This is a genomic window from Streptomyces sp. NPDC039462, assembly GCF_055639375.1.
In genome coordinates this window covers 567,613-582,236 of record NZ_JBVKAO010000002.1, presented here as the reverse complement: position 1 = coordinate 582,236, position 14,624 = coordinate 567,613, and the positions used below count along the sequence as shown (strand labels likewise).

General features: G+C 73.2%; 4 protein-coding genes and 1 pseudogene. All 5 read left to right on the top strand.

All coding sequences use genetic code 11. From position 1 onward, the window contains the following. Positions 1-67: 67 nt before the first annotated feature. Positions 68-8,200: pseudogene (locus ACZ7LU_RS13210) on the top strand (HAD-IIIC family phosphatase); the annotation flags it as partial. A gap of 586 nt (positions 8,201-8,786) precedes the next feature. Next, complete coding sequence (locus ACZ7LU_RS13205; protein ID WP_471916738.1) at positions 8,787-11,147, top strand: thioester reductase domain-containing protein; 2,361 nt, start codon at positions 8,787-8,789, stop codon at positions 11,145-11,147. Further along, positions 11,144-12,247, top strand: coding sequence for an alpha/beta hydrolase (locus ACZ7LU_RS13200; protein WP_471916737.1), 1,104 nt, complete (start codon positions 11,144-11,146; stop codon positions 12,245-12,247). The genes ACZ7LU_RS13205 and ACZ7LU_RS13200 overlap by 4 nt, the downstream gene beginning before the upstream one ends. After that, the gene (locus tag ACZ7LU_RS13195; protein ID WP_471916736.1) at positions 12,231-13,670 is read left to right on the top strand and encodes an MFS transporter; all 1,440 of its coding nucleotides are present in this window, start codon (positions 12,231-12,233) and stop codon (positions 13,668-13,670) included. Before ACZ7LU_RS13200 ends, ACZ7LU_RS13195 begins: the two co-directional genes overlap by 17 nt. Positions 13,671-13,690: 20 nt before the next feature. After that, the gene (locus ACZ7LU_RS13190; protein ID WP_398301063.1) at positions 13,691-14,623 is read left to right on the top strand and encodes a sigma-70 family RNA polymerase sigma factor; all 933 of its coding nucleotides are present in this window, start codon (positions 13,691-13,693) and stop codon (positions 14,621-14,623) included. Position 14,624 lies beyond the last annotated feature (1 nt).

The window sequence follows — 14,624 nt, the reverse complement described above, 5'->3', positions numbered from 1 at the left end:
CAAGGCGGTCTCGCAGGAACTGCACGCCACACGAGGGCAGTTGCAGAGCCTGGAGGACCGTCGCAGCGAGCCCGTGGCGATCGTCGGGATGAGCTGCCGGCTGCCCGGCGGGGTGTCCTCGCCCGACCACCTGTGGGACGTCGTCCTCAAGGGCGAGGACATGATCGGCAACTTCCCGGCCGACCGCGGCTGGGACATCGACGCCCTCTACGACCCGGAGCCCGGCAACCCCGGCAAGACCTACACCCGCTCCGGCGGATTCCTGCACGACGCGGCGGACTTCGACCCGGCCTTCTTCGGCATCACGCCACGCGAGGCCCACGGCATGGACCCGCAGCACCGCCTCATGCTGGAGGCGTCGTGGCAGGCCCTGGAGAGCGCGGGCATCAACCCGCAGACCCTCAAGGACACCGCCACCGGCGTCTTCGCCGGGTCCTTCCACCACGACTACGACCCCGGCGGCGGCAGCGTCGGCAGCCTCGTGTCCGGGCGCGTCTCCTACGCGCTCGGCCTCCAGGGCCCCGCCGTCACCGTCGACACGGCCTGCTCGTCGTCGCTGGTGGCCCTGCACCAGGCCGTGCAGTCGCTGCGCGACGGCGAGTGCACCCTCGCCCTGGCGGGCGGCGTGACCGTGCTCTCCACGCCCGGCGTCTTCGTCGAGTTCTCCCGCCAGCGCGGCCTCGCCGCCGACGGCCGCTGCAAGTCCTACGCCACCGCCGCCGACGGCACCGGCTGGGGCGAGGGCGTGGCCGTACTGGCCCTGGAGCGCCTGTCCGACGCGCAGCGCAACGGCCACCGGGTCCTCGCGGTCGTCCGGGGCAGCGCGGTGAACCAGGACGGGGCGTCCAACGGCCAGACCGCGCCCAACGGCCCCGCCCAGCAGCGGGTCATCCAGGACGCCCTCGCCTCGGCCAGGCTGACGACCGCGGACGTCGACGTCGTCGAGGGCCACGGCACGGGCACGACCCTCGGCGATCCGATCGAGGCGCAGGCGCTGCTTGCCACGTACGGTCAAGGGCGGGACGCAGAGCGGCCGTTGTGGCTGGGCTCCGTCAAGTCCAACATCGGGCACACGCAGGCCGCCGCCGGTGTCGCGGGCATCATCAAGATGGTGCAGGCCATGCGGCACGGCGTCATGCCGCGCACGCTCCACGTGGACGAGCCCTCGCGTCACGTCGACTGGACCGAGGGCCAGGTCAGGCTCCTCACGGAGAACCGCCCGTGGCCCGAGGGCGACCGCCCGCGCCGCGCCGGGGTGTCGTCCTTCGGCTACAGCGGTACGAACGCGCACGTGATCCTTGAGGCGGCGCCTGAGGACGACGTGTCGGTGCCTGTGGTTGAGGGGCCCGCTTCGGTGGTGCCGTGGGTGCTGTCGGCCCGGAGTGAGGCGGCGCTCGCGGAGCAGGCGGAGAGGCTGCTGGCCCGCCTCGACGAGGGCGGGCTGCCGGACCTGCGGGACGTGGGTCACACGCTGGCGGCCGGACGCGCGGTGTGGGAGCACCGTGCGGTCGTACTCGGCAGTGACCTCGATGAACTGACGTCTGCGCTGGGTGAGTTGGCGGCCGGGCGTGAGGCTTCGGGTGTGGTGTCCGGGCGCGCCGGGGCGAGTGCTTCGGGTGGTGCGGTGTTCGTGTTCCCGGGGCAGGGCTCGCAGTGGGTGGGCATGGCTCGGGAGCTCCTTGAGTTCTCGCCGGTGTTTGCGTCGCGGATGGCTGAGTGTGGTGCGGCGCTGGAGCCGTTCGTGGACGGCTGGTCCCTTCTGGAGGTGGTGCGGGAGGGGGATGAGGAGCTGCTGCGTCGGGTTGATGTGGTGCAGCCGGTGTTGTTCGCGGTGATGGTGTCGCTGGCGGAGTTGTGGCGGTCGCTGGGCGTGCGCCCCGCTGCGGTGGTGGGACATTCGCAGGGTGAGATCGCTGCCGCGTGCGTCGCGGGTGCTCTGTCGTTGAGTGATGCGGCGCGTGTGGTGGCGTTGCGGTCGCGGACGATCGTGCGGTTGGCGGGCAAGGGCGGGATGGTGTCCGTCTTGGCGCCGGAGGCCCAGGTTGTGGGGCGGTTGACCGCGGGGCTTCAGGTGGCTGTGGTCAATGGGCCTGAGCAGGTGGTGGTGTCGGGTTCACCCGGCGAGCTGGATGCGTTCATGGCTGCGTGTGAGGCCGATGGGGTTCAGGTGCGGCGGATCGCGGTGGATTACGCCTCGCACTCGCCGCAGGTCGAGGACCTGCGCGATGAGCTGCTGGACGTACTGGGGGAGATTGAGCCGCGCAGTGGTCAGGTTCCGCTGTTCTCCACCGTCACGGGTGATGTGATCGACACGGCGGTGATGGACGCGGAGTACTGGTTCACCAACCTGCGTCAGACCGTCCGCTTCGATGCCGCCCTGCACCACCTCCTGGAGGCCGGTCACCGCGTCTTCGTCGAGGCCAGCCCGCACCCCGTGCTCCTCGGCGCCGTCGTGCAGTACGCCGATCACCTTCGTACGAAGGGCGTGACCGCCGTCGGCACGCTCCGGCGCAACGAGGACGAGGAGGCCCAGCTGCTCCGCGGCCTGGCCGAGGTGTTCGTCGCCGGCCTCGACGTGTCCTGGTCGCCGTGGCTGGCCGGCGGCGGACTCGTCGAGCTGCCTACGTACGCCTTCCAGCGCCGCCGGTACTGGCAGCCCGCCGCGGCCGCCTCCGCCGACGTCGGCTCCGCGGGCCTGGAAGCCGTACGGCACCCGCTGCTCGGCGCCGCCGTCCGGCTCGCCGACAGCGACGACGTCGTCCTCACCGGACGCCTGTCCCGCGCCGCCCAGCCCTGGCTCGCGGACCACGCGGTCTTCGGCACGGTCATCCTGCCCGGCACAGCCTTCGTCGAGCTGGCCCTGCGCGCCGCCGACGAGGTCGGCTGCGACACCGTGCGGGAGCTGACGCTGACCGCGCCGCTGCGGCTGCCCGAGCAGGGCGACATCGACGTCCAGGTGCGGATCGGCGGCGCTGACGGCGCCGGGCGCCCCCTCGACATCTACGCAAGGCCCCGCAGGGCCGACGGTTCCGGACCGTGGACCCGGCACGCGTCCGCCGTCCTGACCACCGCTGTCCCGGCCACCGGCGGCGCGCCGACGGACACCGACGGCAACCCGCTGTACGGCGCCGCCTGGCCGCCCGCGGGCGCCGAACGCCTCGACGCGGCCGCGCACTACGACACGATGGCGGACGCGGGCCTGGAGTACGGGCCGGCGTTCCAGGGCCTGTCCGACGTGTGGCGGCTCGACGGCGAGATCCTCGCGCAGGTCGCCCTGCCCGGCCGGCAGGCGGAGGAGGCGCGGCGCTTCGGTGCGCACCCCGCCCTCCTCGACGCCGCGTTGCAGGCCGCGGCGGTGGACAGCCTCGAAGGCGCCACGCCGCTGCCGTTCTCCTTCGGCTCGGTCACCCTGCACAGCCGGGGCGCCGACGAGGTGCGTGTACGCATCGTGCCCACCGGCGACGACACGTTCACGGTGGAGGCGGCCGACCCGTCCGGTACGCCGGTCGCGCGCATCGACTCCCTCCTCGTACGCCCGGTCTCCGCCGGCGATCTCACCACCCCGGACAGCAGTACGCCGTCGCTGCTGTCCCTCACCTGGAAGCCGTACGTCGTGGGTGACGGCGGGGCGGCGCCGGGGACGGAGACCCCGGACGTCACGGTCCTCGACGTCACCGCCACACCCGCCGTCGGCGACACCGACGCCGCCCGCGCCCGGGCCGTCCTCCAGGACACCCTGGCCCGGGTGCAGGAGTGGCTGGTGCGGGACAGGACGGCCTCGGCCCGCCTGGTCGTGCTCACCCGCCACGCCGTGCTCACCGGGGCCGAGGCGCCCGACGCCGCGCTCGACCTCGCGCAGGCCCCCGTCTGGGGCCTCGCCAGGGCCGCACGCGCGGAGAACCCCGGCCGCGTGATCCTCGTGGACACCGACGCCACCACCGACGGCGACGGCCTCGCCCCCGAGGTGCTGAGCGACGTCCTCAGGTCCGGCGCGCCCGAACTGGCTCTGCGTGGCGGCGGGTTGTACGTGCCGTCCCTCCGCGCCGAGGACGCCCAAGCGGCCCCCGGTACCGCCCCAGGCGCCGCCCTCGGCACGGGCACCGTCCTCATCACCGGCGGTACGAGCGGCCTCGGCGCGCAGGTCGCCCGGCACGCCGCCCGGCTCGGCGCCCGGCACCTCCTCCTGCTGTCCCGGCGCGGCCCCGCGGGCGAAGGCGTGGCGGCCCTGAGCGACGAACTCACCGCCGCGGGAGCCCGGGTCACCGTGGTCGCCTGCGACGCCGCCGACCGCGAGCAGCTCGCCCGCGTACTGCGCCACCTGCCGGAGGAGTATCCGCTGACCGCCGTCGTCCACGCGGCGGGCATACTCCGTGACGCCGTCGTCGAGTCCATCGACACGGACGGCCTGAACGCGGTGCTGCGGCCGAAGTCCGACGCCGTCTGGAACCTGCACACGCTCACCGAGGGCATGGAAGTCTCCGCCTTCATCGCCTTCTCCTCCCTGGCCGGCGTCCTCGGCGGCGCGGGCCAGGCCGGTTACGCCGCCGCCAACGCGTTCCTCGACGCGCTGATGCAGCAGCGCCGCAGGGCCGGACTCCCCGGACTTTCCCTTGCCTGGGGCCTGTGGGCCGAGGCCACCGGCATGACCGGGCACCTCGGCGACGCCGATCTGGAGCGCATCAACCGCGGAGGCATCGCCGCGCTCTCCACCGAACAGGGGCTCGGGCTCCTCGACGCGGCGCTCACCCGGGACGCGGACGACGCGCTGCTCCTTGCCGCCGCCCTCAACGAACCGGTCCTGCGCACCACCGAACCGGCGCTGCTGCCCCCGCTCCTCGCCGGCCTGTACCCGCCGCGCCGCCGCCTCGCGGGCTCCCGCCAGGGGCGCCCGGCGGACGCCGGAGGACGGCTCTCCCTCGACTCGCGGGACGCGGTCGTCGACCGGCTGCGGTACCGGTTCGCCGCGACGATGGGCTTCGGCACCGAGGAGCTCGACGCCGGTGCGGCACTCGTCGGCCAGGGCCTCGACTCCGTGATGGCCATGCAGATCCGCAGCCTGATCGAGGCCGACTTCGGCCAGTCCCTGCCGATCGCCTCGCTGTTCAACGGCGCGAGTGTGGACTCCATCGCGGACCAGCTGATCGCGGGTGCGGAAGGGGCCGTCGAGTCCGCCCCGGAGGGCGCCCCCGCCGAGGGCGCCGAGACCGTCCCCGACGTCGTACGCCACCCGGCCACCCGCGACGTCGTACGCCTCCTCCGTGCCGAACAGCACGGCACGCCCGGCGTCACCCACCACATCGGACTCGCCGTGCGCCTCACCGCGCCGACGACCCCGGAGCGGCTCGCCGAGGTCATCACCGCGCTGGCCGCCCGGCACGCCGCGCTGCGCACCGCGATCGTCCAGGACGCCGACGGCGTACAGCAGTTGGAGGTACGCCGCACACTCGACGGCGAACTCGTGCGGTGGTCGGACGTCGCCGAGGACACCGACGTGGACGAGCGGCTGTGCGCGCTGATGGAGCCGCCGTTCGACCTGGCCGCGGCCCCGCTGTGGCGGTTCGAGCTGCTCGCGCGCCCGTCCGGCGAGCAGGTCCTCGTCTTCGGCGCGCACCACGCCGTCTCCGACCTCGCCTCGCTGATGCTCGTGGCGCACGGCCTGGGCGCCGGGCTCGCGGGTGCGGAGCCGCCCGCCGAGGTCACCAACCGCGACATCGACCTGCTGCTGCGCGCCCAGAGCGCCCAGAGCGCCCAGAGCGCCCAGAGCGCCCAGCACGGTCCCGGCACGCGGCCCGGGGAGGGGGCCGCCACCGACTGGCGTGCGGACTTCGCGGGGGCCGGACGGCTCGACCTGGAACTCGCCGCGCCGCGTCCCGCGCAGCGGTCGTACCGCTCGGCCATGCACCTCGCGGACCTGCCGCGAGAGCTCCAGGAGCGGGTGGAGAGCGGGGCCAGGGGGCTCGGCATCACGCCCGCCGCGTTCTGGCTCGGCGCGCTGACCGCGCACCTCGCGCGGCTGCGCGACCGGGACCGGTTCGTCCTCGCGGTGCCCGTGGACACCCGCATGCACGTGTCGGCGCTCGACGCCGTCGGCTACTTCGGACTGCCGATCCCGTACGCCGCGCAGGTCGACGCCGACGACACCGCCGAGGACGTCCTCCGGCGCACCGACAGCCGGCTCAGCCGGGTCCTGGAGCGCGGCGTCACGTTCTTTGACGCGATGTCCGCACTCGTCCAGGAAGGCCTGTACCGCAAGGACGCGCCGCTCGTCGAGGTCTACTTCAACTACATGCCGCCGCAGGCCGGAGCGGCGGAGGGCCTCCACATCGTCCCGGCGGGCACCGGCTACTCCGACCTCGACCTGATGGTCACGGTCATGCCGGGCCTCGGGAAGGTCGGCCTGGAGTACAACACCGACGTACTCGACGACGCGTCCTGCGCGTCGCTCGCCGAGGACTTCCTGCGCCTCGCCGAACAGTTCGCGACGGACGCGACGACACCGGCGCGCCGGACGGCACCCGAGCCCGCTCCCGCGCCCGCCACGGACCCTGCGCTCACCACCGGCCCCGCTCCCCAGATCGCCCTCGCCGCGACCTTCGCTCTCGGCAACCTTCCGGCCATGCTGTCCTTCGCCGTGCGGGACGCCGGGGTCGAGGGCGGACCCTTCGAGGTGGTGGAAGCGCCGTACCACCAGGTCCTCGCGAGCCTGCACGATCCGGGCAGCGTGTTCGTCCAGGCGGCGACGGCCGTCGGGCTCGTCCTGCTGCGGCCCGGCGACCTCACCCGCTTCGCGGACGCCGGAAGCGGCGCGGAGCACGCGCTGCTCGACCAGCTCGCCGACGAGTACCCGGCGGCGCTGCGCTCCCTCGCCGAGCGCACCCGCAAGCCGCTCGTCGTCGCCTTCCTGCCCGAGAGCGCCGGCGACGGGCGCCTCCGGGACTGGGAACAGCGGGTGACGCGGCGCCTCGCGGAGGTCCCCGGCCTCGCCGTCCTGCCCTCCGGCACGTGGACCGGCGACGACTACCCGGTGGCGGACGTGTTCGACGCCCACACCGACGCGATGGCCCACCTGCCGTTCCAGGACGAGTTCCAGGCACTGGTGGCGCTGCGCCTCGCCGACGTACTCCAGCAGGTGCGCCGGCGTGCACCCAAGGTGATCGTCGTCGACGGCGACGAGACGCTGTGGAGCGGCATCGCGGGCGAAGTCGGCCCGGAGAACGTCGACTTCACCGGGCCTCGTGCCCTGCTCGCCGCGCGGCTCCTCCAGTGGCGGGAGGCAGGCGTCCTGCTCGCCATGGTCTCCAACAACGACGAGGAGACCGTGCACCGCATCCTCGACCGTCCCGACAGCCCGCTGCGCCGCGAGCACTTCGCCGCGATCTCCGCCGCCTGGGAACCCAAGTGGACCCGGATCGTACGGATCGCCGAGGAGCTGCGGCTCGGCCTCGACAGCTTCCTCTTCCTCGACGACAACCCCGTCGAAATCGCCGGGGTCCGTGCCCAGTTGCCGGAAGTCCTCTGCCTCACCTGCCCGAGCGCCGACGAACTCGCCGAGTTCGTGACCCGGTTGTGGCCGATGGTGCCGCGGGCCGCGACGGCGGAGGACTCCGCCAGGGCCGACTTCTACCGGCAGGAGCAGGTGCGCGACGAGGCCAGGGCCCAGCTCGGCTTCGCCGAGTTCCTCGAGAACCTCCGGCTCGAACTCGACATCGAACCGGTGAACGAGGAGACCGCCGAGCGCACGGTGCAGCTCAGCAGGCGCACCAACCAGTTCAACCTGCGGCCCCGCCCCCTGGACGACGCCGAACTGGCGCGACTGCGGCAGAGCGGCGAGGTGTGGACGGCGACCGCACGGGACCGCTTCGGCGCGTACGGGCAGATCGGCGTCCTGGCCGTCACCGTCGACGGGGACGCGCTCGAAGTCGTCGCCTGGATGATGAGCTGCCGCGTGCTCGGCCGGGGCGTCGAAGACCGGCTGCTGCAGTGGCTCGCCGACCGCGCCGAGGCCCACGGCTGCACCACGGTGCGCCTGATCGCCGACAACACACCACGCAACATTCCCGCCCGACGCCTCGTGTCCCGCCTGGGTGGCGGCGACGTCGACGCACCCCGCCTGGAGACGGCGGTGGGGCTCGCACACCTTCGGGAGTTCCGTTCCTGGGACCCCGCATCCGATCACGCAGCGGAGGACAGCAATGCCTGAGGCGGCCAGCGGCACGAGTCGCAACCGCAGTGTCAACCGGCGACCCGAGGAGGAGGCGATCGAGCGCAGCGGCCCCGGCAGAAGCGCCGCGGCCAATCTCCTCGCCCACTTCCGGAAACCGCCGACCGGCCCTGCCCCCACGCAGCCGCCTGCGGGGGGCGCGGGCCCGTCCGCAGGGGATGCGAGCCCGTCCACGGGGGATGCGAGCCCGTCCACGGGGGATGCGAGCCCGTCCACGGGGGGCGCGAACCCGACGGTCGGTGCCGCGGGCGCGACGGGCGCCGACGCGGGCCCGACGGGGGCTGGCGCAGCCCTGCAGGGCGCTGGCGCGGGCCTGACGGGTGGCAGCGCTGGTCTGGCGGGTGGCGGTGCGGGCGCGGCGGGCGTCGGCACGGGTCCGGCGGGTGGCGGCGCGGACTTGAAGGGTGCCGGTGCGGGCCTGGCGGGTGGCGGCGCTGGCCTGGCGGTTGGCGGTGTGGGCGCGACGGGCGTCGGCGCGAGTGCGTCGGCAGGCGGCGCGGACTTGAAGGGTGCCGGTGCGGGTCGGACGGGTGGCGGCGCTGGTCTGGCGGGTGGCGGTGCGGACTTGAAGGGTGCCGGTGCGGGCGTGGCGGGTGGCGGCGTAGGTCTGACGGGCGGTGTGGGTTCGGCGGAGCCGACGCTAGCGGCAGGGTCCGCCGGGGCCACCGGGTCCACCGAGCAGCCCGGCGCCGCCGGTCCCGTGCGGAACGTTGCCGAAGTCGCCGCGGACATCGCGGCCCGCGCCGCCCGGTTTCTCCCCGGCGGTGCGCCTGACTCCGAGACGGATCTGTTCGACGCCGGTCTGTCCTCCGTCGACGCCGTCGAGCTCGTCGCGGTGATGGCGCGGGAGCTCGACGTACAGCTGACCCTCGACGACGTCTTCGCCGATGCCCGTCCGCGGCGCCTGGCCCAGCGCTGGGCCAAGGCCCTGGGCCTGCCCACGACGGCGTCGGCCGCATCGGAGGCCGCCCCCGTACCTGTGATCCCCACGGTCACTCCAACCGCCCCCTCCATCGCCCCCGTAGTCATCCCCGCCCCCCACAGCGGCGCCCACGAGGAGGACCTGGAGGCGATCCTCGCCGATCTCGCGCTGGCCGACCGGCTGCCGTTCAGCCGGCAGGCCGACCCCGTGCCGCCCCGCCGCATCCTGCTCACCGGCGCCACCGGGTATCTCGGGAGTCACCTTCTGCTCGACCTGCTGCGGCAGGGCGACGCCCATGTGGTGTGCCTGGTGCGCGCCGCCGACGATGCCGCGGCCGAGCGGCGGCTCGCCGACGCGCTCGCCGGATTCGACCAGCCCTGGACCGCCGAGGTGCGGCGCCGGGTCACCGTCCTCGCGGCCGACCTCAGGCAGCCGCTCCTCGGACTGGCGCGGGACGTGTGGGAGGGGCTCGCCCAGGATCTCGACTCGATCGTCAACGTCGCCGCCGCCGTCGACTTCCTGCGCGGCTACCCCTCGCTGCGCCAGACCAACGTGCTCGGCCCGCTGGCCCTCGCCGAACTGGCGATGACGGGACGGGCCAAGCCGCTGCACCACATCTCCTCGGTCGCCGTCTTCAACGAGGTCGGCATCGAGAAGATGGGCGAGGACGACCCGGTCGCCCACATCGACCGGCTCTTCGCCGGCTACGACAAGTCGAAGTGGGCCGCGGAGGCGGTGCTGCGGCGCGCCCGCGAGCACGGGCTCACCGTCACGTTCCTGCGGCCCGGCGCGATCGGCGGCCACACCCGTACCGGTGTGTACAACCCGCATGACCTCAGCACCGGCCTGATCGGCGCGTTCTCCCGGTACCGGACCGTGCCCGCCTTCAAGTTCATGAACCTCGCGCCGGTCGACTGGATCAGCAAGGTGACGGCCGCCGTGGTCTTCGACCCCGAGGCGTGGGGCCAGAACTACAACGTCACGGGCCGCGCCGAGACCCTGCCCCAGCTCGTCAAGGACATGAAGCTGGCCGGCATGAACGTCCGGGTGGCCAACTGGCGTGACTGGCGGGACGACCTCATCGAACGGCACGCAGCCGACCCCGTGCCCGAGCTCGACTTCCTGATCCGCATCCTGCGCAGCCCCACCGCCATGAAACTCTTCGAGGCACTGATGTTCGGCCCGGAGGCGGGCTCGGAGCGCACCGACCGCTTCGTCGCCCGGCACCGGCTGCCCGAGGCCGAACGGTACGGATCGCAGGCGCAGTTGAAGGCCTTCGAGCGGATGGCGAAGGACGGCGTCGCCCGCCTCCCCAGCCGCGAGGACCCGCCCTACCTGCAGTTCCGCGAGCGCACCAAGGGGCGGATCGGTCCCGTCGGCGGGGAGCGCGACGCCAAGTGCAGGATGGCGCTGACCCTCTCCATCGCCAGCATGTACCAGGTCGTACGCCACCGGAAGATCGACGTCCGCGGTGAGGTGTTCTGCGAGCGGCTGCACCCGGAGCCCCTGTCCGTGGAGGCGGGCGAGATCTGGGTGCGCCCGGACGAGGGCGTGCCGCTGCGGCACGGCAGCGACCATCCGCTGCTGCGCTACCGCCTGGTCCTCGTCGACCGCGACGGCGGCCGCTGGTGGCTGGAGGGCTGGAAGACGGCCCGCGCCAGCCGCGACTTCTGGAAGCAGACCCGCACCATCGACGTCACCATCGGCCGCGAGAACGAACCCGCGACCCTCGCCGGTGTCGTCAAGGTCCCCGGCAAGAGCTACGTGCCCGACCAGATCGACGGCATCGAGGTCGACCCGCGCCTGTCGTCGCAGGAGCGGCGCCTCGCCAAACTCGCCTGGCTCTCCTGGTTCTTCGTGCAGGTCGGCATGGGCCTCGCCGAACCGTCCCTGCGCGCCGTCGCCGAACTCCTCGACCTGCGCAAGGACGCCATCGACCGGGACCAGGACAAGCTGCAACGCAAGATCAGGAAGCTGATGATCAAAAGGGAGCAGACCCGATGACGCCGCTGAGGCCCCTCCACCACGCACTCGGCGACCGCGTCGAGGACATCCCCTTCACCGCCTCCGACGGCACCCGGCTCGGCCTCACCCGCGTCGCCCCCGAGGACGGCTCCACCGACCGCCCGGTCGTCCTGATCCTGCACGGACTGACCGCGTCGGCCGACATGTTCACGCTGCCCGAGACCCGCAACCTCGTGGACGTCCTGCTCGACGCGGGCTACGAACCGTGGCTCCTGGACTGGCGGGGCAGCTGCCGGCTGCCCTACAACGAGGGCCGGATCCGCTACACCTTCGACGACGTGGCGCTCTACGACATCCCCGAGGCCGTGTCGCTGATCAGGGAACGCATCGACGGACGCGAACTCCTCGTCGTGGCGCACTGCATCGGCGCGATGTGCCTGTCGCTGAGCATGGCCGCGGGCCTCGTGCCCGGCCTGTCCGGCGTCGTCGCGCAGGGCGTGTTCCTCACCCCGAAGATGTCCTGGAAGACGCGGGCCCGCCTGCACTTCGGCGGGGAGCTGCTGCGCTCCCGCTTCGTCAACATCCCCACCGACTTCAAGAAGGTCGGCATGTGGTCGAAGCACTCGCTGATCTTCGCCGAGGTGTCGCTGGGCGCCGAGTGCAAGGACCCCAACTGCCAGATCCTGCACAACGACTCCTGGGGCGTCGGCGGTTCGCTCTTCGAGCACGACAACCTCGACGACATCACCCACGACCGCCTCGCCGACCTGTACGGCACGGTCCCGATGTGGATCCTGCCGCACCTGCGCAGCATCGAACTGGCGCACACGATGATGCGGTACAACGACGGCGACGGCCGCTACGACGCCCTGCCGAAGAACGCCCTCGATGAGGCGGGCTCCTTCGACGCCCCGCTGATGCTGCTGTCCGGCAGCGACAACCGCTTCTGGTACGACTCGAACGAGATCTGCCACGACGTCCTGAAGCGCCGGTACCCCGAGATGGACGTCCGGTACGTCGAGGTGCCCGGCTACGGCCACCTCGACGCGTTCATCGGCCGCAACGCCGCGCTCGACGTGTTCGGCCACATCGTCGACTTCCTCGACGAGTGCCGGGTGACCGATGACGTCCGCGCCTGACCGCCCTGCCGCGCCGGCGCCCGGCACGCGCCTGCTCATGCCCGTCATCCTGCTCGCCATCTTCACGGTCCCGCTGTCCGTGTCCGGCACCGCCGTGTCCCTCGGCGACATCGCCGACGACCTGGGCAGCTCGTCGGTGGGCGAGCAGTGGGTCCTCAACGGGTACAACCTGACGTTCGCCTGCTCGACGCTCGTCTGGGGCTCCGTCGCCGACATCATCGGGCGCTGGCAGGCGCTGCTCTTCGGCCTGCTCACCTTCGGCGCGGGCTCCGCGCTCAGCCTCGTCGCCGGCAACTACTGGGTCCTCGACGGGGCCCGGCTGGTGGCCGGCGCGGGGGCCGGGGCCGTCTTCTCGGTGGGCTCGGCCGTCGTCTCGTCGAACTTCGAGGGCGAACGGCGCACCCGCGCCTTCGCCCTCCTCGGGTCGGTCGCGGGTCTCTCGCTCGCGTTCGGCCCGTCCCTGTGCGGGCTGCTCACCCAGCTCTCCGGCTGGCGCCTCGTCTACGGCTTCCAGCTGGCCTGCCTGGTCGTCGCCTGCGCGGGCATGCCGATGATCCGCCGTGCCGCCGCCCACGAGAAACGGCGCGCGGCCCGCATCGACTGGCCGGGCGCGGTGCTGTTCTGCACGGCGACCACCGTCACGCTCGGCGGCCTCGCCCTCGGCTCGGCGACGGGCTGGGCCTCACCGCCCTTCCTGCTCTGCACGGCCGTCGGCATCGGCTGCTACGGCCTGTTCGCCTGGCGCGAGTCCACCGCGCCCAACCCGCTGCTGAGCCTGCGGACCCTGCGCAGCAGGCGCTTCGCCGGCATCACGCTGGTGGTCGCGGTCGCGTCGTTCACCTTCACCAACGCGGTCGCCTACCTTCCGGTGTTCTTCCAGGGCGCGTACGGCGCGTCGGCGGGAGCCAGCGGCGCGTACCTCATGTTCCTGACCCTGCCCGTCCTGGTCGCCCCGCTGATCGCCGCCCGCCTGACCGCCCGCGGCACACCCGCCCACACCGTCTTCACGTGGAGCATCGGCCTGCTGGTCGTGGGCCTCGTCCTCGCGGGCGTGACCGCCGCTCCCGGGCTCGCCTGGATGACGCTGCCGATGGTCGTCGTCGGCATCGGGTTCGGGCTGCAGGCGGGGCTCGTCGACGGCGAGGCGCTCGCGCACGTACCAGCGGACGAGGCGGGCATGGGGGCGGGCTGGATCAACACGGTCCGCCTCGGCAGCGAGGCCATCGCGGTCTCGCTCTTCGGCTCGCTCTTCGCCAGCTTCGCGGGCGACGCCGACGACGCATCGCGCAGCGGTTTCGCCGCCATCACGATCGGCTCCACGCTGTGCGCGGCGGTGCTCGGGATCGTCTCGGTCCTCCTCATGCGGCGGCCGGGACGGGCGGCCCAGGCCGAGGAGCCCAGGGCGGCGGACCGCGTCGGCTGAGTCTCCTGTTCAATTGAAGGATGACGGAGAGCGCATCGGGTCAACTCGCCCTCGCGGCACGGTTCGAGGAGCACAGGCCCCGGCTGAACGCGGTGGCGTACCGCATGCTCGGCTCGCTGAGCGAGTCCGAGGACGCGGTGCAGGAGGCCTGGTTCCGGCTGAGCCGCACCGAAGCGGGGCCGGACGCGGGGCAGGTGCGGAACCTCGGCGGCTGGCTGACCACCGTCGTCGGCCGTATCTGCCTCGACCTGCTGCGCTCCCGGCAGTCCCGGCGCGAGGACTCCCTGGACGCGTCCCTCCAGGCCTTCGGCGAGACGCACGTCCCGGACCCGGTCGTGACGCGCGTCGACGCGGCCGACCCCGAGCAGGAGGCGCTCCTCGCCGACTCGGTGGGCCTCGCGCTCCTCGTCGTGCTCGACACCCTGGCGCCCGCCGAACGCCTCGCGTTCGTGCTGCACGACCTGTTCGCCGTGCCCTTCGACGAGATCGCGCCCGTCGTCGAGCGCTCGGCGGCGACGACCAGGCAGCTGGCGAGCCGGGCCCGCCGCCGGGTGCGGGACGCGACACCGGCCGCCGAGACCGACGTCGCCAAGCAGCGCGAGGTCGTCGAGGCGTGGATGGCGGCCACGCGCTCCGGCGACTTCGACGCGCTCCTCGAACTCCTCGACCCGGACGTCGTCCTGCGCGCCGACACCGGCGAACTGTCCTCCGGCCTGTCGAAGGTGGTGCGGGGCGCGGCGGCGGTGGCCGGCCAGGCCGCGCTGTTCGCGCGGGGCGCCGCGGACCAGCACATGGTGCTCGTCAACGGCCTCCCCGGCCTGGTCGGGCTCCCCGGCGGCGAGGCGGTCTCGCTCGGATCCTTCACGGTGGTGGACGGCAGGATCGTCGAGATCGACATCATCGCGGACCGCGAGCGGCTGCGGCGCCTGACCCGGTCCCTGACGGACGCCTGAG

Excerpts from the sequence above, each read along its gene's own strand:
- ACZ7LU_RS13190 (WP_398301063.1), top strand. The coding sequence starts at position 13,691 with ATGACGGAGAGCGCATCGGGTCAACTCGCCCTCGCGGCACGGTTCGAG.
- ACZ7LU_RS13200 (WP_471916737.1), top strand. The coding sequence starts at position 11,144 with ATGACGCCGCTGAGGCCCCTCCACCACGCACTCGGCGACCGCGTCGAG.
- ACZ7LU_RS13195 (WP_471916736.1), top strand. The coding sequence starts at position 12,231 with ATGACGTCCGCGCCTGACCGCCCTGCCGCGCCGGCGCCCGGCACGCGC.